At 63.7% G+C, this 18545-nt stretch carries 23 protein-coding genes and 1 tRNA gene; 16 read left to right on the forward strand and 8 right to left on the reverse strand.

Annotated features, from left to right (window positions below; translation table 11 throughout):
• The first annotated feature begins 61 nt into the window (after window positions 1–61).
• Window positions 62–1357 (forward strand): diacylglycerol/polyprenol kinase family protein, encoded by a 1296-nt coding sequence (locus tag ACE3RQ_RS13835; protein WP_374522619.1) that lies wholly within the window; start codon window positions 62–64, stop codon window positions 1355–1357.
• A gap of 14 nt (window positions 1358–1371) precedes the next feature.
• Window positions 1372–2133, forward strand: coding sequence for a formyltransferase family protein (locus ACE3RQ_RS13840; RefSeq protein WP_374522620.1), 762 nt, complete (start codon window positions 1372–1374; stop codon window positions 2131–2133).
• A gap of 49 nt (window positions 2134–2182) precedes the next feature.
• Here the strand turns inward: ACE3RQ_RS13840 and lipA are convergent, their stop codons facing one another.
• Genes lipA through ACE3RQ_RS13860 form a run of 4 tightly spaced genes read right to left on the reverse strand, consistent with a single transcriptional unit; the run spans window position 2183 to window position 5098 of the window.
• Window positions 2183–3202, reverse strand: a complete 1020-nt coding sequence (lipA, locus tag ACE3RQ_RS13845; protein WP_374522621.1) for a lipoyl synthase — start codon at window positions 3200–3202, stop codon at window positions 2183–2185.
• 34 nt (window positions 3203–3236) lie between these two features.
• On the reverse strand, window positions 3237–3929 hold the full coding sequence (gene lipB / locus ACE3RQ_RS13850; RefSeq protein WP_374522622.1) for a lipoyl(octanoyl) transferase LipB: 693 nt from the start codon (window positions 3927–3929) through the stop codon (window positions 3237–3239).
• Window positions 3929–4204 carry a DUF493 family protein gene (locus ACE3RQ_RS13855; RefSeq protein WP_374522624.1) on the reverse strand — a complete coding sequence of 92 codons (276 nt, stop codon included), beginning with the start codon at window positions 4202–4204 and terminating at the stop codon, window positions 3929–3931. The genes lipB and ACE3RQ_RS13855 overlap by 1 nt, the downstream gene beginning before the upstream one ends.
• 18 nt (window positions 4205–4222) lie before the next feature.
• The gene (locus ACE3RQ_RS13860; protein WP_374522626.1) at window positions 4223–5098 is read right to left on the reverse strand and encodes a D-amino acid aminotransferase; all 876 of its coding nucleotides are present in this window, start codon (window positions 5096–5098) and stop codon (window positions 4223–4225) included.
• A 148-nt stretch (window positions 5099–5246) separates the two neighbouring features.
• On the opposite strand from ACE3RQ_RS13860, the gene ACE3RQ_RS13865 reads away from it, so the two are divergent.
• The 10 genes from ACE3RQ_RS13865 (at window position 5247) to ACE3RQ_RS13910 (ending at window position 13262) form a co-directional block, all read left to right on the forward strand.
• A complete protein-coding gene (locus ACE3RQ_RS13865; RefSeq protein WP_374522628.1) occupies window positions 5247–5753 on the forward strand; it encodes an ATP synthase subunit I in 507 nt (168 codons plus the stop codon).
• A 26-nt stretch (window positions 5754–5779) separates the two neighbouring features.
• Entirely contained in the window at window positions 5780–6646 is an 867-nt protein-coding gene (atpB, locus tag ACE3RQ_RS13870) for a F0F1 ATP synthase subunit A (protein WP_374522629.1), read from the forward strand.
• A 79-nt stretch (window positions 6647–6725) separates the two neighbouring features.
• Window positions 6726–6971: a F0F1 ATP synthase subunit C gene (atpE, locus tag ACE3RQ_RS13875; protein WP_009519254.1), complete on the forward strand. Its 246-nt coding sequence runs from the start codon at window positions 6726–6728 to the stop codon at window positions 6969–6971.
• Window positions 6972–7092: 121 nt separating this feature from the next.
• A complete protein-coding gene (locus ACE3RQ_RS13880; protein WP_374522630.1) occupies window positions 7093–7563 on the forward strand; it encodes a F0F1 ATP synthase subunit B in 471 nt (156 codons plus the stop codon).
• A 27-nt stretch (window positions 7564–7590) separates the two neighbouring features.
• Window positions 7591–8121, forward strand: a complete 531-nt coding sequence (locus tag ACE3RQ_RS13885; protein ID WP_374522631.1) for a F0F1 ATP synthase subunit delta — start codon at window positions 7591–7593, stop codon at window positions 8119–8121.
• Window positions 8122–8175: 54 nt separating this feature from the next.
• A complete protein-coding gene (gene atpA, locus ACE3RQ_RS13890) occupies window positions 8176–9732 on the forward strand; it encodes a F0F1 ATP synthase subunit alpha (RefSeq protein ID WP_374522632.1) in 1557 nt (518 codons plus the stop codon).
• A gap of 30 nt (window positions 9733–9762) precedes the next feature.
• Window positions 9763–10629 carry a F0F1 ATP synthase subunit gamma gene (atpG, locus tag ACE3RQ_RS13895; protein WP_374522633.1) on the forward strand — a complete coding sequence of 289 codons (867 nt, stop codon included), beginning with the start codon at window positions 9763–9765 and terminating at the stop codon, window positions 10627–10629.
• Window positions 10630–10676: 47 nt separating this feature from the next.
• Window positions 10677–12086 carry a F0F1 ATP synthase subunit beta gene (gene atpD / locus ACE3RQ_RS13900; protein ID WP_374522634.1) on the forward strand — a complete coding sequence of 470 codons (1410 nt, stop codon included), beginning with the start codon at window positions 10677–10679 and terminating at the stop codon, window positions 12084–12086.
• 66 nt (window positions 12087–12152) lie between these two features.
• The gene (locus ACE3RQ_RS13905) at window positions 12153–12569 is read left to right on the forward strand and encodes a F0F1 ATP synthase subunit epsilon (RefSeq protein WP_374522635.1); all 417 of its coding nucleotides are present in this window, start codon (window positions 12153–12155) and stop codon (window positions 12567–12569) included.
• Window positions 12570–12686: 117 nt separating this feature from the next.
• Window positions 12687–13262 (forward strand): cyclic nucleotide-binding domain-containing protein, encoded by a 576-nt coding sequence (locus ACE3RQ_RS13910; protein WP_374522636.1) that lies wholly within the window; start codon window positions 12687–12689, stop codon window positions 13260–13262.
• 5 nt (window positions 13263–13267) lie between these two features.
• Here the strand turns inward: ACE3RQ_RS13910 and ACE3RQ_RS13915 are convergent, their stop codons facing one another.
• From ACE3RQ_RS13915 to ACE3RQ_RS13925, 3 genes are read right to left on the reverse strand one after another with little or no spacing between them, the layout of a single operon-like run.
• The gene (locus tag ACE3RQ_RS13915; protein WP_374522637.1) at window positions 13268–13798 is read right to left on the reverse strand and encodes a TPM domain-containing protein; all 531 of its coding nucleotides are present in this window, start codon (window positions 13796–13798) and stop codon (window positions 13268–13270) included.
• An 8-nt stretch (window positions 13799–13806) separates the two neighbouring features.
• Window positions 13807–14679: a YgcG family protein gene (locus tag ACE3RQ_RS13920; RefSeq protein WP_374522638.1), complete on the reverse strand. Its 873-nt coding sequence runs from the start codon at window positions 14677–14679 to the stop codon at window positions 13807–13809.
• Window positions 14680–14681: 2 nt separating this feature from the next.
• Window positions 14682–15305 (reverse strand): LemA family protein, encoded by a 624-nt coding sequence (locus tag ACE3RQ_RS13925; RefSeq protein WP_374522639.1) that lies wholly within the window; start codon window positions 15303–15305, stop codon window positions 14682–14684.
• Window positions 15306–15376: 71 nt separating this feature from the next.
• Here ACE3RQ_RS13925 and ACE3RQ_RS13930 point away from each other — a divergent pair, with 71 nt between their 5' ends.
• Genes ACE3RQ_RS13930 through ACE3RQ_RS13940 form a run of 3 tightly spaced genes read left to right on the forward strand, consistent with a single transcriptional unit; the run spans window position 15377 to window position 17361 of the window.
• Entirely contained in the window at window positions 15377–15814 is a 438-nt protein-coding gene (locus tag ACE3RQ_RS13930) for a nuclear transport factor 2 family protein (protein WP_374522640.1), read from the forward strand.
• Window positions 15815–15834: 20 nt separating this feature from the next.
• Window positions 15835–16818, forward strand: a complete 984-nt coding sequence (locus tag ACE3RQ_RS13935) for a YheT family hydrolase (RefSeq protein ID WP_374522641.1) — start codon at window positions 15835–15837, stop codon at window positions 16816–16818.
• 9 nt (window positions 16819–16827) lie between these two features.
• On the forward strand, window positions 16828–17361 hold the full coding sequence (locus tag ACE3RQ_RS13940; RefSeq protein ID WP_374522642.1) for a DUF2946 family protein: 534 nt from the start codon (window positions 16828–16830) through the stop codon (window positions 17359–17361).
• Between the two features lie 68 nt (window positions 17362–17429).
• On the opposite strand, the gene ACE3RQ_RS13945 is transcribed toward ACE3RQ_RS13940, so the two are convergent.
• Window positions 17430–18269: a cytochrome c5 family protein gene (locus tag ACE3RQ_RS13945; protein WP_374522643.1), complete on the reverse strand. Its 840-nt coding sequence runs from the start codon at window positions 18267–18269 to the stop codon at window positions 17430–17432.
• Window positions 18270–18411: 142 nt separating this feature from the next.
• On the opposite strand from ACE3RQ_RS13945, the gene ACE3RQ_RS13950 reads away from it, so the two are divergent.
• Window positions 18412–18487 (forward strand) — tRNA-Arg (locus ACE3RQ_RS13950).
• The last annotated feature ends 58 nt before the right edge of the window (window positions 18488–18545 follow it).

Genomic DNA, 18545 nt, shown 5'->3' on the forward strand with positions numbered 1-18545 from the left:
AATGGCAGATGGGTGGTCCCTGGTGTTGTCCTTGGAGTGGGGGTGGCTATTGGGCACCGGCTTGTGGTTTCTGATCGTTCTTGGGATGGCCGGCGTCGCGAGGCAGCGTGGCTGGTCGTCTGAAGCCACTCGCAAATTGGTTCATGTGGTGGGTGGTTGTGCCACCCTGTTTTTTCCGTGGGTCTTCCAAAGTCTGATTGGGCCGGCCCTTCTCTGCCTTGCGTTTACCGTTATCCTGGTGGGATCTCATATGGCAGGGATTCTGGATGCCGTGCATGCCATTGATAGGCGTAGCCATGGCGCCGCCCTGTTTCCAATTTCGGTGATGGCCACATTGGCGTACGGCACATGGATTGATTCCCCTGTCATGGCGACGGCGGCGCTGGGTGTTCTCGTGTTCGCGGATGCGGCCGCTGCATTGGTTGGAAAACTGTTTGGTCGGCATCAATACCCAGTTCATGGAGGCCGAAAAACCTTGGAAGGTTCGTTTGCATTCTTCGTTGTGGCGACCGCTGTAATGGGAGTGACCTTGCAGGTCGGGTCTTATGGCGCACCTTTATCTGTGTGGTTCGCTGCACTTCACGCAGCTGTTCTGCTCACGATCACGGAAATGATGGCGTCCCATGGTTGGGACAATTTTCTTTTGCCCTTGTTGGCGGTTTTCGTATTGAAAGAATCCGAGGCCCTCAATTCTTGGTTTTTCTGGTTGATTCTCCTTGTCATTTGTTTGGTGTGGCCCCTTGTCTGGCTTCGTGGCAGCCGAATTTCCCTTCCCGGACAAATGCTGGTTGGCGTGTTGGTGTACGCCTCAATCTGGCTTCTCAATTGGATTTTGGTGATTCCAATATTCTCGATGGTGTTGGCCAGTAAGTTCTCGTATGTACTGCATTCGGATGCAGAGCCATTGCCGCTCAGGGCGCTGCACTGGGTGAGTCTGCCCCTCGCGGCAGGGGCCGTTTTGACAAACCAGGCAAACGAGGCCTTTCATTCCATGCAAGCCTCGATGTACCTCTCGACTGTCGCGATGGTCGCGGTCATGGTAGTGCGGCATGAGTGGCTGGCGCGTGCGGTCGTGCCTTCTCGAAGGGGGGCCTGTGTGTCAGCCGCTGGCATTTGTCTGTTGTTGATGCCCTTGTTGGCTGTCTATGGCGTTTCCATGGAATCGCTTCTGTTTCACTGGTTGCCACGGAGCCTGGTGATGTGTTTGCTTGCCTGGGAGTGGGATCACCAAGGGAGTGATTTTTGGGGCACTGCAAGCAGATCCCCATTGCTGGTCGGACCAATGAGACTGGGGTCAATTGCCATCCTGATTTCCACATTGAATTGGTGGTTGATGGCTGGCTTTCCGGCGATCTGAGGAGGGCTCGGGCCATGAATTCCATCAAGTTCGTTTTGTGCATTAGCCGCATCACCTATATCCCAGACAATGGGCTGGCCTTCCTGGATCGGCTGATCGAGCTGCGGGGAAAGTCGTTGATTGGCGTTCTGATCCTTGAGAACAGGCGCGCGCCCATTCTCTTTCGCGCGCTGGTGGCGTCATGTTGCGGCGCCCTGCACACAGCGGGAGCACTGCTGCGGCATGCCTGCCATGCGGATCGACGGCAGTCGCTATTGCAGGCTGCTTCGATTCCCATTCTTCACGCAAGCAGCGCGAATGGGCTGGCAGCCATCCAATGGATGGCGGATCGCGCACGGGCTGGGGCCAGTGTTGGTGTCAACGCTCGAACGCGCTGTGTTTTTCAGGCGGCTGCGCTTTCTGCAATGCCGCACGGTTGGTACAACATCCACCATGGGGTACTCCCTCGGTGGCGAGGCACCTCATGTGATTTGAGAGCGCTTGTTGCCGGTGAGAATCCAGGGTTGAGCCTTCATCGCATGACAGACGCCATTGATCAGGGGTCAATTGCGCGCACTTTTTCTGTTGCGGTGGAAGATCGTCAAGACTATGCCGGGTATTTGCAGCGTGTGCAGATGGCCGAGGCAGAGCTTCTCGATGCTTGGTTGAGTGAGTGGGAGAAGCGAGGGCGATGTCCGACGGAGCGCCCTAATTGGCACGATGCCCCCATTTGGTGCCGCACACCTGGTGCGTTGGAGTTGCTTCAGATGCGATGGGCGAAGGGTATTCGCCTGTGAGGCTGCCTGCCACTTCACCCGGGATCCGGTGAGGCCGGGCCTCTCGCTTTCACTCGTTCGAATGTTTTGAGGGAGGCGTCACAGGGTTCAGCACGCCGTGCGCCTGTTGGTCAGCGTGGTAGCTGCTGCGGACCATGGCACCCACGGCGGCGTGGGTGAAGCCCATCTCGTAGGCCTTCTCTTCGAACATCTTGAAGGTGTCCGGGTGCACGTAGCGGCGCACCGGCAGGTGGTGGCCGCTGGGGGCCAGGTACTGGCCGATGGTGAGCATGTCGATGTTGTGCTCGCGCATGTCGCGCATCACCTGCAGGATTTCCTCGTCCGTCTCACCCAGGCCCACCATCAGGCCGCTCTTGGTGGGAATGTGCGGGAAGAGGGCCTTGAACTTCTTGAGCAGGTTCAGGCTGAACTGGTAGTCGGAGCCAGGGCGCGCTTCCTTGTACAGGCGCGGCACCGTTTCCAGGTTGTGGTTCATCACGTCGGGCGGGGCGGCCTTCAGGATCTCCAGCGCACGGTCGTCGCGGCCGCGGAAATCGGGCACCAGCACCTCGATGGTGGTCTCGGGCGAGAGCTCGCGGGTTTTCTCGATGCACTGCACGAAGTGGCCGGCACCGCCGTCTCGCAGGTCGTCGCGGTCCACGCTGGTGATCACCACGTATTTCAGCTTGAGCTGGGCGATGGTCTTGGCCAGGTTCAGCGGCTCGTCGGCGTCCAGCGGGTCGGGGCGACCATGGCCCACGTCGCAGAACGGGCAGCGGCGGGTGCACTTGTCGCCCATGATCATGAAGGTGGCCGTGCCTTTGCCAAAGCACTCGCCGATGTTGGGGCAGCTGGCCTCTTCGCACACCGTCACCAGCTTGTTGGTGCGCAGGATGTCCTTGATCTCGTAGAAGCGGGTGCTGGGGCTGCCGGCCTTCACGCGAATCCATTCGGGCTTCCTCAGCACCTCGCCCGGCACCACCTTGATCGGGATGCGCGCGGTCTTGGCCTGGCTTTTCTGCTTGGCGGTGGGGTCGTATTGCTCGGCGCTTTGCGCTTCGCGCACGGTGTTGGGTGGGGTGCTGCTCATGGCGAGGGGCGGCGCGATGCCGCGGTTGGGGGCTTCAAGAACCCAGCGTGGCAACGAGCTTCTGGCTCAGCACCTGGGCGGCGTCGTCCCACGACACCGAAACACCGATTGTAGAAAGGTCCACCGTTTGCAAGCCCTGGTAGCCGCAAGGGTTGATGCGCTGGAAGGGTTGCAGGTCCATGGCCACGTTCAGCGCCACCCCGTGGTAAGTGCAGTGGCGGCTGACCTTGATGCCCAGTGCCGAGATCTTGCCCAGGCCGGTGAAATCGGGCTCGGGCGGCGGGCTGCCGGGCTCACGCCGGGCAGGGGCTTGTGGCAGGCGCTCGTGCGAGAACGGGTCGGCCAGGCGCACGTAGATGCCCGGGGCGCCTGCCACGCGGTGGCCAGTGACGCCGAACGCATCCAGCGTGCGGATCACCGCCTCTTCCACGCGGTACACGTATTCCTTCACGAAATAGCCGGCGCGCTGCAGGTCGATCAGCGGATAGGCCACCACCTGGCCGGGGCCGTGGTACGTGACCTGCCCCCCCCGGTTGGTGGCCACCACTGGAATGTCGCCCGGCGCCAGCAGGTGATCGGCCTGGCCTGCAATGCCCTGGGTGAACACCGGTGGGTGTTCGCAGACCCACAACTCATCGGGCGTCTGTGCATCGCGCCCGGCCGTGAAGGCCTGCATGGCCTCATAGGTGGGCAGGTAGTCGGCCTGGCCCAACCAGCGAACCTGCATCACAACACCACTTTGACCATGGGGTGGGAGGTCAGGGTGCGGTACACCTCGTCGAGCTGCTCGCGGTTGGTGACGTACACCGCCAGCGTCAGGCCAAGGTAGTTACCGGCCTTGCTGGGGCGGTGCTCGACGGTGTCGGCATCGAAAGTCGGGTCGAACTGCAGCGCCACGCTCACCATGGCGGCGGCAAAGCCCTCAACGTTGGCGCCCATCACCTTGATGGGGAAGTGGCAGGGGTATTCGATGAGCGATTGTTCGGGGGGGATGGCTTGCATGGCAAAACTCCTCGCGGTTCAGACCGATTGCTCGGCCACCGCTTGCTGATAAAGGGCATGAAGTCGGGCGCAGACCGGACCGGGCTTGCCGGTGCCCACGGGCTGCCCGTCGATGGTGGTGACCGGCAGCACCTCTTTGCCGGCCGACGACAGCATCACCTCATCGGCCGTGAGCACCTCATCCCGGGTGACGCGGCGCAGCTCGAAACCAATGCCCGCCTGACGGCACATCTCTTCGATCAGGCCGTAGCGCACGCCCTCGAGCACCAGGTTGTCCTTGGGCGGGCCCATCACCACACCGCCACGCACCACCCACACATTGCTGGCGGCAGCCTCGCTGAGGAAGCCGTCGCGGAACATGATGGTTTCAACCGCACCTGCGTCAACGCTGATCTGGCGTGCCAGCACCGAGCCCAACAAGCTGGTGCTCTTGATATGGGCCTTGCGCCAGCGGAAATCGTCGGCCGTGACGCAGCTCACGCCCTGCTCACGTTGCTCGGGCGTGGGCAGCTTCATCTCGCTGCCCATGGCGAACACGGTGGGTGTCAGGTCGGGTGGCATGGCGTGGTCTCGCAGGGCCACGCCCCGCGTGACCTGCAGGTAGATCAACTGGTGGCGCGCGCCGCGCGCTTGCTGGTCGGCAATGAGCCGGCGGGCGATGGCCAGCCACTCGTCGCGGCTGTGTGGCGGCGGAATTCGCAGCTCGCGCAGCGAGCGTTCCAGTCGCGCCATGTGTTGCGCAAAGCGGAAAATGCGTCCTTCGTAGGCGGGCAGCACCTCATAGACGCCATCGCCAAAAATGAAGCCGCGGTCCAGCACGCTCACCTTGGCCTCGCCCAGCGGCGAAAACGTTCCATTCAGGTGGCAGAGCGAGTCGGGTAGCGGGGCGTTCATGCCGGGATTATCGGCTTCGGTCTGCCGCCCGGCGCCGCAGGCAAATACTCCCCCATCGCCTTGACGACCGAATGGGGTTTCTACGTATAATGAGGGGCTTTGCAACCCAGACACCGTTGTAACCGGTCTGTAACGAGCGAGGTCGAACATGGCGTCCAAGCATTCGACCCTGCCCGAGTGGTCCGACGAGGAAGATGGGGCGCAAGAATCCGATTTCAAGCCGCTGTCGCGTGAACAGGCGCAACAGTGGCGCGCCAGCCAGCCGGTGTTATCGCTCTGGCGGCTGGTGCTGGTGCAGTGGCTGGTGGGTCTGGCGGCGTGCGCGGTGGCTGGGTTGCTGTGGCAACGGGCTTCGGTGGCGTGGTCGGTCTTGTACGGCGCGGCGGCGGTGGCGGCACCCTCGGCTCTCATGGCCTACGGGTTGACCTCCAGCGCGTTGTCCCGGCTGTGGTCGGGGCAGGCCAATGCGGCGTTCGCTGGTTTTCTGCTCTGGGAGGGCATCAAGATCTTGGTGGCCGTGGTCATGTTGGCTGCGGCGCCCTGGCTGGTGTCTGATTTGAATTGGCCCGGCCTTCTGGTCGGACTCGTGTTGGTTCTCAAGGTCTTCTGGTTTGGATTTCTGATCCAGACCAGGCGATCAAATGCAAACGGTTGACTCTCCGTCCAGCGGAGCAAACGAACATGGCTGCTGAAGGCACTTTGACCCCGGGCGAATACATTCGCCACCACCTCGTTCACTTGACGAACCACAAGCAAAGTTCGATCGTTGATTTTTCCGTGATCAACATCGACTCGGTGGTCGTGAGCTCGGTGCTGGGCCTCCTGACGGTGTTTGTGCTGTGGCTTGCCGCGCGCAAAGCCCACGCCGGCGTGCCAGGCCGCTTCCAGGCCGCTGTCGAACTGCTGGTTGAAATGGTGGACACCCAGGCCAAGTCCGTCATTCACAACGCCCAGAGCCGCAAGCTGGTGGCCCCGCTGGCGCTGACGGTGTTCGTCTGGATCTTCATGATGAACTTCATGGACATGCTGCCTGTCGACGCGCTGCCCCAACTGTGGCACTCGGCTGGCCCTGCCCTGGGCTTCAAGGATTACCTGCGTGTGGTGCCGACGGCCGACCTGTCCACCACCCTGGGTCTGTCGGTTTCCGTGCTGCTGATGTGCCTCTTCTACAACGTGAAGATCAAGGGGCTGGGCGGCTGGGCGCACGAATTGGTGACCGCCCCGTTTGGCACCAGCAAGAACCCCATCTGGGCGCTGCTGCTGGGCGTGGTCAACTTCCTGATGCAAATGATCGAGTTCGTGGCGAAGACCGTTTCGCACGGCATGCGGTTGTTTGGCAACATGTTCGCGGGTGAGCTGGTGTTCATGCTGATTGCGCTGCTGGGTGCCTACGCATCCCTCTCGCTGGGCGGTGGACTCTTCTTCGTCGGACACCTGATCGCCGGCACGGTGTGGACCTTGTTCCACATTCTGGTCATCACCTTGCAGGCTTTCATCTTCATGATGCTGGCGCTCATTTACCTGGGCCAGGCGCATGACGCTCACTGACGCGGCCGCTTAGGTTGCGCTCGGGTTCTTCTCTCGTTTCTTTCCTTTCTCAACAAACTTCCATCTCATAGGAGTCATCATGGAAAACGTTCTGGGTCTTGTCGCACTGGCTTGCGGTCTCATCGTCGGTCTGGGCGCCATCGGCGCTTCCATCGGTATCGCACTGATGGGCGGCAAATTCCTCGAATCGTCGGCCCGTCAGCCTGAGCTGATGAACGACCTGCAGACCAAGATGTTCATTCTGGCCGGTCTGATCGACGCCGCCTTCCTGATCGGCGTGGCCATCGCTCTGCTGTTCGCCTTCGCCAACCCCTTCACGCTGTAATCGGGTTCGCTGCCCCGCGCGGGCGCTGCGGTGACGGCCAAGATCCCCGTCACCGTCTCCATCCGTCCGCGCCGGCAGTTGGTGCGTCACCACTCTTGTCAACACACAGAAAGGCGTTGCGATGAACATCAATGCAACCCTCTTTGCGCAGGCCATCGTCTTCGCGATCCTGGTGTGGTTCACGATGAAATTCGTGTGGCCCCCCATCGCCAAGGCGCTCGATGAGCGTGCGTTGAAGATTTCCGAAGGCCTGGCCGCGTCCGAGAAGGCCAAGTCCGAACTGGCCGTGGCCAACAAGCGGGTGGAAGAGGAGTTGAGCAAATCGCGCAACGAGTCCGCCACGCGCCTGGCAGATGCCGAGCGCCGTGCCCAGGCCCTGATCGAGGAAGCCAAGGCCCGAGCATCGGAAGAAGCCGCCAAGATCGTCGCCGCTGCCCGCCAAGAGGCCGAGCAGCAAGTGGTCAAGGCCCGCGAGGCCCTGCGTGAGCAAGTGGCATCCCTGGCCGTGAAGGGCGCCGAACAGATTCTGCGTCGCGAAGTGAACGCTGGCGTGCACGCCGATCTGCTCAACCGCCTCAAGACCGAGCTCTGATCCCCGCCCGGCAACCAAAGGACAACCATGGCTGAAATCGCCACCATTGCCCGCCCTTACGCGGAAGCGCTGTTCAAGGCCACCGGCAACGGTGCCGCTGGCGCTGCCGTGTGGCTGGACGAGCTGGCTGCCGTGGCTGCCAACGAGCAGCTGCGCCAGTTCGCCGACAACCCCAAAGCAACGCCTCAGCAGGTGTTCGATCTGATCGCTGGCGTGGTCAAGTCGCCGTTGGGTGACGCTGGGCAGAACTTCCTGCGCGCCGTGATCGACAACGGTCGACTGGGCGCCCTTCCTGAAATCACCAGCCAGTTTCGTGCGTTGGTCAATTCGCAGCAGGGCTCGTATGACGCGGTCGTGTACAGCGCTTTCGAGATCGACAGCGCGGCCCTGGCCGAGCTCTCGGGTGTGCTCGAGAAGCGCTTTGCCCGCAAGCTCAACCTCAAAGTTGAGCTGCAGCCCGAGTTGATCGGTGGCATTCGCGTGGTGGTCGGCGACGAGGTGCTCGACACCTCCGTCAAAGCCCGCCTGGACCAGATGAAAGTTGCCCTGACGGCGTAACGCCGGCACCACCGGGCGCGCCTGCATACCCATTAACGAAAAAAGGAAAGAGTCATGCAACTCAATCCCGCAGAAATTTCCGAACTGATCAAGTCCCGCATCGAGGGTCTGGCCGCCTCCGCCGACGTGCGCAACCAGGGCACCGTGGTCTCGGTGACCGACGGTATCGTGCGCGTGCACGGCCTGTCTGACGTGATGCAGGGCGAGATGCTGGAATTCCCGGCCAACAAGGATGGCGTGCCTTCCTTCGGCCTGGCGCTGAACTTGGAGCGTGACTCCGTGGGCGCCGTGATTCTGGGCGAGTACGAGCACATCTCCGAAGGCGACACCGTCAAGTGCACGGGCCGCATTCTGGAAGTGCCGGTGGGCCCCGAGCTGGTGGGCCGCGTGGTGAACGCCCTGGGTCAACCCATCGACGGCAAGGGCCCGATCAACGCCAAGCTGACCGACGTGATCGAAAAAGTGGCCCCTGGCGTGATCGCACGCCAGTCCGTGGACCAGCCGGTGCAGACCGGTCTGAAGTCCATCGACTCGATGGTGCCCGTCGGCCGTGGCCAGCGCGAGCTGATCATCGGTGACCGCCAGACCGGCAAGACCGCCGTGGCGATCGACGCGATCATCAACCAGAAGGGTCAGAACATGACCTGTATCTACGTCGCCATCGGTCAGAAGGCGTCGTCGATCAAGAACGTGGTGCGTGCCCTGGAGCAGGCTGGTGCGATGGACTACACCATCGTGGTCGCCGCCTCGGCCTCCGAATCCGCCGCCATGCAGTACCTGTCGGCTTACGCCGGTTGCACCATGGGCGAATACTTCCGCGACCGCGGTCAAGACGCCCTGATCGTGTACGACGACCTGTCCAAGCAGGCCGTGGCCTACCGCCAAGTGTCGCTGCTGCTGCGCCGTCCCCCGGGCCGCGAAGCCTACCCTGGCGACGTGTTCTATCTGCACAGCCGTCTGCTGGAGCGTGCCGCTCGCGTGAACGCCGACTACGTCGAAGCCTTCACCAAGGGTGAAGTCAAGGGCAAGACCGGCTCGCTGACCGCACTGCCGATCATCGAAACCCAGGCAGGCGACGTGTCCGCCTTCGTGCCGACCAACGTGATCTCGATCACCGACGGCCAGATCTTCCTGGAAACCAACCTGTTCAACGCCGGTATCCGTCCCGCCATCAACGCCGGTATTTCGGTGTCGCGCGTGGGTGGTGCCGCCCAGACTAAGCTGATCAAGAGCCTGTCTGGCGGTATCCGTACCGACCTGGCCCAGTACCGTGAACTGGCTGCTTTCGCGCAGTTCGCTTCCGATCTGGACGAAGCCACCCGCAAGCAGCTCGACCGCGGTGCTCGCGTCACCGAACTGCTCAAGCAGGCCCAGTACGCCCCGCTGCCCATCAGCCTGATGGCCGCCACGCTGTTTGCCGTGAACAAGGGCTTCCTGGACGACGTGGACGTCAAGAAGGTGCTGGCCTTTGAAGGTGGCCTGCACGCTTTCCTGAAGGACAAGCACGCCGCCCTGCTGGCCAAGCTCGAGAACGACAAGGCCATGGACAAGGACGCCGAAGCCCAGCTCACCGCTGCGATCGCCGACTTCAAGAAGACCGGCACGTACTGAAGCGTCCATTGACCCGATAAAGGAGCAGCAATGGCAGCAGGCAAGGAAATCCGCGGCAAGATCAAGTCGGTGGAAAACACCAAGAAGATCACCAAAGCCATGGAAATGGTGGCCGCTTCCAAAATGCGCAAGGCGCAGGACCGCATGCGTGCGGCCCGGCCTTACGCAGAAAAGGTGCGCCAGATCACCGGCAACCTGAGCAAGGCCAACCCCGAGTACACGCACCCGTTCATGCAGACCAACGACGCCAAGGCCGCCGGCTTTGTCGTCGTGACCACCGACAAGGGCTTGTGCGGTGGCCTCAACACCAACGTGCTGCGCGCCGTGACCAACCAGCTCAAGGAGCTGCAGGGCAAGGGCCAGAGCGCTGAGGTGGTGGCCATCGGCAACAAGGGTCTGGGCTTCATGAACCGCGTGGGCGCCAAGGTGGTCTCCAGCGTGACCGGCCTGGGCGACACGCCCCATCTCGAAAAGCTGATCGGCCCCGTCAAGGTGCTGCTCGATGCTTACACCGAGGGCCGGATCAACGCCGTCTACCTCTGCTACACCAAGTTCATCAACACGATGAAGCAGGAGTCGGTGGTGGAGCAGCTCCTGCCCCTGTCGGCCGACGATCTGCAAGAAGGCAGCGGCGGTCGCGACTGGGATTACGTCTATGAGCCCGATGCGCCCAGCGTCATCGATGAATTGCTCGTGCGTTATGTCGAGGCACAGGTCTACCAGGCCGTGGCCGAGAACATGGCATCTGAACAGTCGGCCCGCATGGTGGCCATGAAGGCTGCCACCGACAACGCTGGCAACGTCATCAGCGAGCTCAAGCTGGTCTACAACAAGACCCGCCAGGCCGGCATCACCAAGGAGCTGTCGGAGATCGTCGCCGGCGCTGCCGCGGTTTGATCTGACGGCCCTACTACCGAATCCAGAGAAAACAGAAGGTATCCATCATGTCTCAAGTACAAGGCAAGATCGTCCAGTGCATCGGCGCCGTCGTGGACGTGGAATTTCCCCGCGACCAGATGCCGCGCGTTTACGACGCCCTGAAAATGGAGGGCTCTGCCCTGACGCTGGAAGTCCAGCAGCAGCTCGGTGACGGCGTGGTGCGTACCATCGCCCTGGGCTCGTCCGACGGCCTGCGCCGCGGCATGCTGGTGACCAACACCAACGCCCCCATCACCGTGCCTGTCGGCAAGGCCACCCTGGGCCGCATCATGGACGTGCTGGGCACGCCCATCGACGAGCGTGGCGACATCGACCAGTCGCTGACTGCTTCCATCCACCGCAAGGCCCCCGCCTACGACGAACTGTCGCCCTCGACCGAGCTGCTGGAAACCGGCATCAAGGTGATCGACCTGGTCTGCCCCTTCGCCAAGGGCGGTAAGGTGGGCCTGTTCGGTGGTGCCGGTGTGGGCAAGACCGTGAACATGATGGAACTCATCAACAACATCGCCAAGGCGCACTCGGGTCTGTCCGTGTTCGCTGGCGTGGGTGAGCGTACCCGTGAGGGCAACGATTTCTATCACGAGATGGCCGATTCCGGCGTCGTGAAGCTGGACAACCTGGCCGAATCCAAAGTGGCCATGGTGTACGGCCAGATGAACGAGCCCCCGGGCAACCGTCTGCGCGTGGCCCTGACCGGCCTGACCATCGCCGAGTCGTTCCGCGACGAAGGCCGTGACGTGCTGTTCTTCGTGGACAACATCTACCGCTACACCCTGGCCGGTACCGAAGTGTCCGCACTGCTGGGCCGTATGCCTTCCGCCGTGGGCTATCAGCCGACGCTGGCCGAAGAAATGGGCCGCCTGCAAGAGCGTATTACCTCCACCAAGGTGGGCTCGATCACCTCGATCCAGGCCGTGTACGTGCCGGCCGACGACTTGACCGACCCGTCGCCCGCCACCACCTTCGCCCACTTGGACTCCACCGTGGTGCTGTCGCGTGACATCGCTGCACTGGGTATCTACCCCGCAGTGGACCCTCTGGACTCCACCAGCCGCCAGCTGGACCCGCTGGTCGTGGGTCAGGAGCACTACGAAACGGCCCGCGCCGTGCAAGGCACGCTGCAGCGCTACAAGGAACTGCGCGACATCATCGCCATTCTGGGCATGGACGAACTGGCACCCGAGGACAAGCTTGCCGTGGCCCGCGCTCGCAAGATCCAGCGTTTCCTGTCGCAGCCTTTCCACGTGGCCGAGGTGTTCACTGGCTCGCCTGGCAAGTACGTGCCACTGTCGGAGACCATCCGTGGTTTCAAGATGATCACCGCCGGCGAGTGCGACCACCTGCCCGAGCAGGCGTTCTACATGGTCGGCACCATCGACGAGGCCTTCGAAAAGGCCAAGAAGCTGGCGGCGTAAGTCCCCACAGGGGCCTCATGATGTGAGGCCCCGCCCGGACTTTCCCCCACTTTCACAGGAGTAACAATGAGCACCATCCACGTCGATGTGGTCAGCGCCGAGGAGTCCATCTTCTCGGGCGAGGCCAAGTTCGTGGCCCTGCCGGGTGAGGCGGGTGAGCTCGGCATCCTGCCGGGTCACATTCCGCTGATCACCCGCATCAAGCCCGGTGCGGTTCGCATCGAAAAGGCCGATGGCGGCGAAGAGTTCGTGTTCGTGGCCGGTGGCATTCTGGAGGTGCAGCCTCACTGCATCACCGTGCTGTCGGACACTGCCATCCGTGGCCACGACCTGGACGAAGCCAAGGCCAACGAGGCCCGCAAGCAGGCCGAAGAGGCCCTGAAGAACGCCAAGAGCGATATCGACTTGGCCAAGGCCACGTCGGAGCTGGCCGTGATGGCCGCCCAGATCGCCGCGCTGCGCAAGTTCCGCCAGAAACGGTGAGCGTTGCTGCGGCAACGATCCCACAAGACCGGCCGCGCGCCGGTCTTTTTTTTGGCCGGTCAGGCCATGCCAAGAGAGCGGCCGAATAACATTGCGGGGTCCCACCCGACCAATGCCATGCATTCCATCTTTGAAAGCCCCGATCTCGCGCCTGAAGAGGTGGCCGCCCGGCTGTTGGTCACCCCCTCCGCCTTGGCTGACCTGACACTGGCCGATGCCTTCAAGATCGTGAGCTACATGCGCCCCAAGCGCATCAAGGCCGGCACGGTCATCATTCACGAGGGCGAGGTCAAGCAGAACGACTACATGCTGCTGGTGCTGGAGGGTGACATCGCCATTGAAAATGAGCTCCCTGGCGAGCATGACAGCATGGTGGTCACCATCATGGGCCCAGGGCACCTCATTGGTGAAATGGGGGTGATCGATGGCGCACCCAGGTCGGCCACCTGCACCGCGAGCACCGACATCGCAGCCGCCGTGCTGTCGCGCACTGCCCTGATGCGCCTGCTCAAGGACGACCCTCGCCTGGGCAATCGTCTGTTGCTGGCCATCAGCAAGCGAATGGCCGATCGCCTGCGGGAGACCACACGCAAGCTCAAAACCTTTGCCCAGATGAACAAGGCGCTGCACCAGGAGTTGCAGGTGGTGATGAACAACCGGGTGCCCATGCCCACGGCCCGGGCCAAGGCCTGACGCCGTCAGGTGCGAACGATGGCGTCTGGCAACTCGTTGTCCGGCGCGTCTAGGCCGGAGCGGGGGTGGTGGGCCACGAGCAGGGCGCCCACCTCGTCAATGGCGTGTGCCAAGCCGGCTTCTGTTTTGCCATCCCGAAGTTGGCCCGCCAAGCGCGCCGCCAGGTCTTCCCAGAAGCCGATGGGTACCGCGCTTGCCACACCCCGATCGGCCAAGATCTCGATCGCGTGCTCGGCCAGCAACAAATAGATCAGCACCCCGTTGTTGCGCTCGGTGTCCCATACCCGTAGCCGCCCGAACCAGGTCATGGCCCGCGCGCGAACAGCGCCTTGAAGTGCCTCGCCTGCGCGCAATCGCCACAGGTAGCTGCTGGGTAGCGCTGACTCCACGCACACCCTGATCTGACCTGTGTGCTGGTGCTCACTTGCCTGCAAACGGGCGCGCAGCCGTTCGGCAGCGGCGTCGTCCACCCAGCGATGGCTCAGGCCCGGATCGGTCCAGCGGTGCTTCCAGAGCAGGCGAAGGCGTTTGAGCATGGTCGTCATCACCACCGGCCGGAAGCGCCGCCCCCACCGAAGTTGCCACCGCCACCAGAACGGAACCCGCCGCCACCGCCGCCCATTCCGCCCCCCCATCCGCCGCCGGGCGGACCCCAGCCGCCACGGCCGCGGCCCGAGCCGACAGGCAATGCCTTGCCAAAGATCGCCACCAGCAGCCCCAGCACGGCGGCACCGATGGCCACCCACAGCACGGAGGTGAGCACCCAGCCCAAGACACCCGCCGCCAACCCGGTCAGGGCGATGCCGGCGCGGTGACCAAAGGCGTTGCGCAAGAAACCGGCCAGCATGGGGACACCGAACAGCAGAAACACCAAAGCATCGCGCCAGTCGCTGTCGGGCTTGGCCGAGCCAGGCTGAGGAAGCGGCAGTTCTTCGCCCTTGGCGGCGGCCAGGATGGCGTCGACCCCGGCATCGATGCCTCGCCCGAAATCGCCCTGGCGGAAGGCTGGTGTCACGGCCTGGTCGATGATGCGCTTGGCCAGCAGATCGGGGAGGGCGCCCTCCAGTGCCTTGGCGGGCGCGATGCGCAGGCGCCGGTCGTTCAGGGCCACCACGAACAGCACGCCGTCGCCCACCTCGCGCCGCCCGATCTTCCAGGCGTCACCCAGGCGTTGGGTGTAATCGGCGATGTCCTCTGGCGCGGTGGTGGCCACCATCACCACCACCACCTGGGTGCCGCGTTCTTTCTCAAATGCAGCCAGCTTGCCTTCGATGCGCTCGCGCGTGGTGGGGTCAAGCGTGGCGGTGAGGTCCATCACCCGGGCCTTGAGCTCCGGCACGGGCTGCAGCGCCTGCCCGTGGGCCGGCGCCACCAGGGCAAAAACCCAGGCGAGCAGCCACAGACGCGCCCAGGCCATGGTCAGGGCTTGTTCGACTTGAACTCGACCTTGGGAGGCGCCGTGATGGCTGCCTCATTGGTCACGCTGAAGTTGGGCTTGGGCGTGTAGCCGAACACCATGGCGGTGAGGTTGGTGGGGAAGCTGCGCGCCAGCACGTTGTAGCTTTGCACCGACTCGATGTAGCGGTTGCGGGCCACGGTGATGCGGTTCTCGGTGCCTTCCAGCTGCACGCGCAGATCGGCGAAGCCCTGGTTGGCCTTGAGGTTGGGGTATTGCTCCACCACCACCATCAGCCGGCTGAGGGCAGAGCCCAGTTCGCCTTGCGCGGCCTGAAACTTCTGCATGGCGGCCGGGTCGTTTAGCAACTCGGGCGTGGCCTGGATGGCCGTGGCCCTGCTGCGGGCCTCGATCACCTGCTTGAGTGTTTCTTGCTCGAAATTGGCCTCGCCTTGCACGGTGGCGACGATGTTGGGAATGAGGTCGGCGCGCCGCTGGTACTGGTTCAGCACCTCGGACCAGGCCGACCGGCTTTGCTCGTCCAGGCGCTGGAAATCGTTGTAGCCGCAACCCGTGAGCCCAAGCGCGCTGATGACAAGAAAGGCCAGCAGCGACCAGCGGCGACAGAGCTTGAACAAATTGGCCATGGATCCTCCTGGGGGGCGATGTCGCGAGGACTATACCCCTGCCCGCTGGGGTGCGCGGCACAATACCGAGCATGCGAAAACCCAAGCTCCCTCCTGGTACGCCCGATGACACCGAAGTGGCCTTTTACGACGCCCTGCAGCACGCCGACATCGACCGCCTGATGGCCTGCTGGGCCGATGAGGATGACATCGTCTGCGTACACCCCGGCGGGCCGCGTCTGGTGGGGCACGCGGCGGTGCGGGTGGCGTTTGAGGCGCTGTTCGCCACGGGTGGCGTGATGGCCGTGCCCGAGCGCATCCGGCGCCTGGACGCCGGCCATTGCAGCGTGCACAGCGTGGTGGAGCGCGTGTCTTTGGCAGGTGACGACGGCATCAACACCGCCTGGGTGGTGGCCACCAATGTTTACGCCAAGACCGCGCAGGGCTGGCGCATGGTGGCCCACCATGCCAGCCCGGGCATGCAGATCGAACCGCCCGAGGTGTCAACGCCCCAGGCCATGTTGCATTGAGTCGCGCTCAGGTGAACGGCTTGTCTTACCGCGCTCCCTGGTGGCTGCCGGGGGGCAATGCCCAGACGATTTGGGCCGCCAAGTGCAGCCGGCGCCACGCGGGCGCCGCACCGCGATGGCGCCGCGATCGCTGGAGCACACCGGATGGCGACTTCATCGACGTCGACCATGCCGTGTACGAATCCCGTGCCGATGCCCCGCTGTTGGTGCTGTTTCATGGCCTGGAGGGATCATCGGAAAGCCAGTACGCCATCGCCTTCGCCGATTTCGCCTCGCGCAATGGCCTGGCCTTTGCCGTGCCCCACTTCCGCGGCTGCTCGGGTGAACTGAACTGGGCCCCCCGGGCATACCACTCGGGCGACCACCAAGAAATCGACTGGCTACTGTCCCGCTTTGCCAGCCTGAATCCCGCCAGGCCGCTGATCGCCGTTGGCATCTCACTGGGGGGCAACGCTTTGTTGCGCTGGGCCGCCGAATGGGGCGAGGCCGCTGCGCGACGAGCGCGGGCCGTGGCGGCGGTGTGTTCGCCGCTGGACCTGGCCGCCGGCGGCCACGCCATTGGGCGGGGCTTCAACCGGCAGGTCTACACGCGCATGTTTCTGTCGACCATGGTGCCCAAGGCCATGCGCAAGTGGCAGCAGTTCCCAGGGTTGTTTGACCGCGACGCCATGTTGCGTGCCCGAGACCTGTACGAATTCGACAACCTTTTCACCGCGCCTCTGCACGGCTTCAAGAACACCGAGGACTACTGGGCGCGTGCCTCGGCCAAGCCGTTGCTGGCCGACATACGCGTGCCGGCGTTGGCACTGAATGCCCTCAACGACCCTTTCGTGCCCGCCAGCTCCTTGCCCCGACAGACCGAAGTCGGCCACCATGTGACCCTTTGGCAGCCGGCACAAGGCGGGCATGTGGGCTTTCCAGTGTCACACGGCCCCCTGGGCTTGCCAGGCCACGTGCTGGCCATGCCCGAGGCCGTGGGCGCCTGGCTTCTTCAACACTGCTGAGATCGCACCATGGATGACATCGTCAAGGCCGCCATGGCCAAATGGCCCAACGTGCCGCACTGCTACGGGTGGCTGGGGCTGGATGCTCGCGGTCAGTGGTACATGCGGGACGACCGCACACAGGCCGCCGGCCCCTTTCCGCAGAGCAAGGGCTCGCTGCTGCGGCACGACAAGCTCATCGAGTTCATTCACCGCAACTGCGCGGCCGACGAACAAGGCCAGTGGTACTTTCAAAATGGGCCGCAGCGCGTTTACCTGGAACTGGAACTCACGCCCTTTGTCTGGCGCTTGCAGCCCGATGGGACGGTGCGCTCGCACAGTGGGCAGGTGGCCCAGGTGAGTGACAGCCTGGTGGACGAAGAAGGGAGGCTCTATCTGGTGACCGACCTGGGGGTGGGCCTGGTGCACAGCGCCGACATGGCCTTGGCCGCTGACTCAGTGGAGGCTGGCCGCTGGATGCCGCACGAGGTGCGAGCCGATGATCTGCCCAAGCGCTTTGCTTTCGTGCGAAGCCCGCAGCGTCTGCACGCCTCGGCTGCCTGACGTCGTGCCGCGCAGACACAAAAAAGCCGGTCCTTGAGACCGGCTTTTTCATGGGCGTGGCGCTTGGTTTACTTGGCCGCGCTCACCATGTACTGCACGGCGGCCTTGATGTCGGCATCAGAGGCGGCAGCGGCGCCACCCTTGGGCGGCATGGCGTTCTTGCCCTTGATGACGCTGGCGGTCAGGGCGTCAATGCCCAGTGCCACGCGGGGAGCCCAGGCGGCCTTGTCGCCGAACTTCGGGGCACCGGCCACACCAGCGGCGTGGCAGGCCAGGCAGGCTTGCTTGTAGAGGTTTTCGCCAGCGTTGGCGGCCACGGCAGGAGCCGCAGCGGCGGGGGCCGGTGCAGCGGCTGCGGGGGCGGCGGCAGCCACTGGTGCGGCGGGGGCTGCTGCGGCGTCGGCACCAGTGGCGGCCGGGGCCTTGGGCTCGGCGAACTTGCCACCAGCGGCATTGGCCATGTGCACCACGGCGCGGCCGATTTCCACGTCGGTGAAAGCACCGCCGCCTTGCGCGCCCATGGCGCCCTTGCCCTTGAGGGCCGAGGTCAGCAGGGCTTCGTAGCCGGTGACGATGCGAGCGCCCCAAGCGGCGGCGTCGCCAAACTTGGGCGCGCCAGCCAGGCCAGCATCGTGGCAGGCCACGCATTGGGCCTTGTACACCTCGGCACCGCTGGCCAGCGGGCGGTTGGCGTCGCGCAGCTCAACCGTGCCCACGCGCTGGATGCGCGCCGCCACGGCTTGTTCCATGTCAACAGCGCCAGCGGCGGGTTTGTTGCCGGAGGTCACGTAGAACACCAGGCCAATGATCAGGAAGACCGGCACCACGAATGCAAAGAACGAGGTCCAGAGCAGTTGCTTGGGGGTCGAGATCGGGCCGGTGTGGGAATCGTGCGCGTGGTCGCTCATGGTGTCCTCAAGGGTGGCGAAACGGTTGCCGCTAGGGAGTGGGGGCAGGCCAGCGGAGCGCTGGCAAACAGCCCGCGATTATAGCCAAGGGCCTAGGCTCAGGCCGTGCGAAAGGTGTCGCCTGTTAGAATCCGCGTTGGTGGCGGCTGTAGCTCAGTGGATAGAGTATTGGCCTCCGAAGCCAAGGGTCGTGGGTTCGATCCCCGCCAGCCGCGCCACCAACGCCCAAGCCCTCTCGTGCAGAGGGCTTTGTCGTTTCTGGGCTTGCCTGCCCTG

Origin of the sequence: Hydrogenophaga sp. (genome assembly GCF_041913525.1) — a bacterium.
Classification (GTDB): domain Bacteria; phylum Pseudomonadota; class Gammaproteobacteria; order Burkholderiales; family Burkholderiaceae_C; genus Hydrogenophaga.

What these genes read in the sequence shown, in the direction of transcription:
- ACE3RQ_RS13860 (WP_374522626.1), bottom strand. Translation starts at nt 5,098, where the DNA reads ATGAACGCCCCGCTACCCGACTCGCTCTGCCACCTGAATGGAACGTTT.
- ACE3RQ_RS13910 (WP_374522636.1), top strand. Translation starts at nt 12,687, where the DNA reads ATGCATTCCATCTTTGAAAGCCCCGATCTCGCGCCTGAAGAGGTGGCC.
- ACE3RQ_RS13865 (WP_374522628.1), top strand. Translation starts at nt 5,247, where the DNA reads ATGGCGTCCAAGCATTCGACCCTGCCCGAGTGGTCCGACGAGGAAGAT.
- atpD (WP_374522634.1), top strand. Translation starts at nt 10,677, where the DNA reads ATGTCTCAAGTACAAGGCAAGATCGTCCAGTGCATCGGCGCCGTCGTG.
- lipB (WP_374522622.1), bottom strand. Translation starts at nt 3,929, where the DNA reads ATGCAGGTTCGCTGGTTGGGCCAGGCCGACTACCTGCCCACCTATGAG.
- ACE3RQ_RS13915 (WP_374522637.1), bottom strand. Translation starts at nt 13,798, where the DNA reads ATGCTCAAACGCCTTCGCCTGCTCTGGAAGCACCGCTGGACCGATCCG.
- ACE3RQ_RS13880 (WP_374522630.1), top strand. Translation starts at nt 7,093, where the DNA reads ATGAACATCAATGCAACCCTCTTTGCGCAGGCCATCGTCTTCGCGATC.
- ACE3RQ_RS13930 (WP_374522640.1), top strand. Translation starts at nt 15,377, where the DNA reads ATGCGAAAACCCAAGCTCCCTCCTGGTACGCCCGATGACACCGAAGTG.
- atpA (WP_374522632.1), top strand. Translation starts at nt 8,176, where the DNA reads ATGCAACTCAATCCCGCAGAAATTTCCGAACTGATCAAGTCCCGCATC.
- ACE3RQ_RS13855 (WP_374522624.1), bottom strand. Translation starts at nt 4,204, where the DNA reads ATGCAAGCCATCCCCCCCGAACAATCGCTCATCGAATACCCCTGCCAC.
- atpE (WP_009519254.1), top strand. Translation starts at nt 6,726, where the DNA reads ATGGAAAACGTTCTGGGTCTTGTCGCACTGGCTTGCGGTCTCATCGTC.
- ACE3RQ_RS13840 (WP_374522620.1), top strand. Translation starts at nt 1,372, where the DNA reads ATGAATTCCATCAAGTTCGTTTTGTGCATTAGCCGCATCACCTATATC.
- ACE3RQ_RS13905 (WP_374522635.1), top strand. Translation starts at nt 12,153, where the DNA reads ATGAGCACCATCCACGTCGATGTGGTCAGCGCCGAGGAGTCCATCTTC.
- lipA (WP_374522621.1), bottom strand. Translation starts at nt 3,202, where the DNA reads ATGAGCAGCACCCCACCCAACACCGTGCGCGAAGCGCAAAGCGCCGAG.
- atpG (WP_374522633.1), top strand. Translation starts at nt 9,763, where the DNA reads ATGGCAGCAGGCAAGGAAATCCGCGGCAAGATCAAGTCGGTGGAAAAC.
- ACE3RQ_RS13925 (WP_374522639.1), bottom strand. Translation starts at nt 15,305, where the DNA reads ATGGCCAATTTGTTCAAGCTCTGTCGCCGCTGGTCGCTGCTGGCCTTT.
- atpB (WP_374522629.1), top strand. Translation starts at nt 5,780, where the DNA reads ATGGCTGCTGAAGGCACTTTGACCCCGGGCGAATACATTCGCCACCAC.
- ACE3RQ_RS13940 (WP_374522642.1), top strand. Translation starts at nt 16,828, where the DNA reads ATGGATGACATCGTCAAGGCCGCCATGGCCAAATGGCCCAACGTGCCG.
- ACE3RQ_RS13885 (WP_374522631.1), top strand. Translation starts at nt 7,591, where the DNA reads ATGGCTGAAATCGCCACCATTGCCCGCCCTTACGCGGAAGCGCTGTTC.
- ACE3RQ_RS13920 (WP_374522638.1), bottom strand. Translation starts at nt 14,679, where the DNA reads ATGGCCTGGGCGCGTCTGTGGCTGCTCGCCTGGGTTTTTGCCCTGGTG.
- ACE3RQ_RS13945 (WP_374522643.1), bottom strand. Translation starts at nt 18,269, where the DNA reads ATGAGCGACCACGCGCACGATTCCCACACCGGCCCGATCTCGACCCCC.